Consider the following 236-nt stretch of genomic DNA (forward strand, 5'->3'; position numbering starts at 1 on the left):
TTCATTGCCCCATCGGAAGCGGTGGCCTTCGCTGACGGTTACTTTAATGGTCTGCTTGGTTTTGTCTTGGTTGGTTTTTATATCGGTATCCAAAATGCGGAAGTTGAAGTAGCCGTTGTTTTGATAGAAATTTGTAATTTTTTACATGTCCTGAGCAAATTTTTGCTCATTGAACTGGTTGCTCTTCGTGATCCAAGACCACATGCCGCCTTCGCACAGCGACATATGTTTCATCA

General features: G+C 42.8%; 1 pseudogene. It reads right to left on the minus strand.

Annotated features, from left to right (window positions below):
• Positions 1 to 236: pseudogene (locus ACTHSP_RS24115) on the minus strand (POTRA domain-containing protein); the annotation flags it as partial.

The organism is Neisseria sp. P0001.S005 (assembly GCF_051963715.1).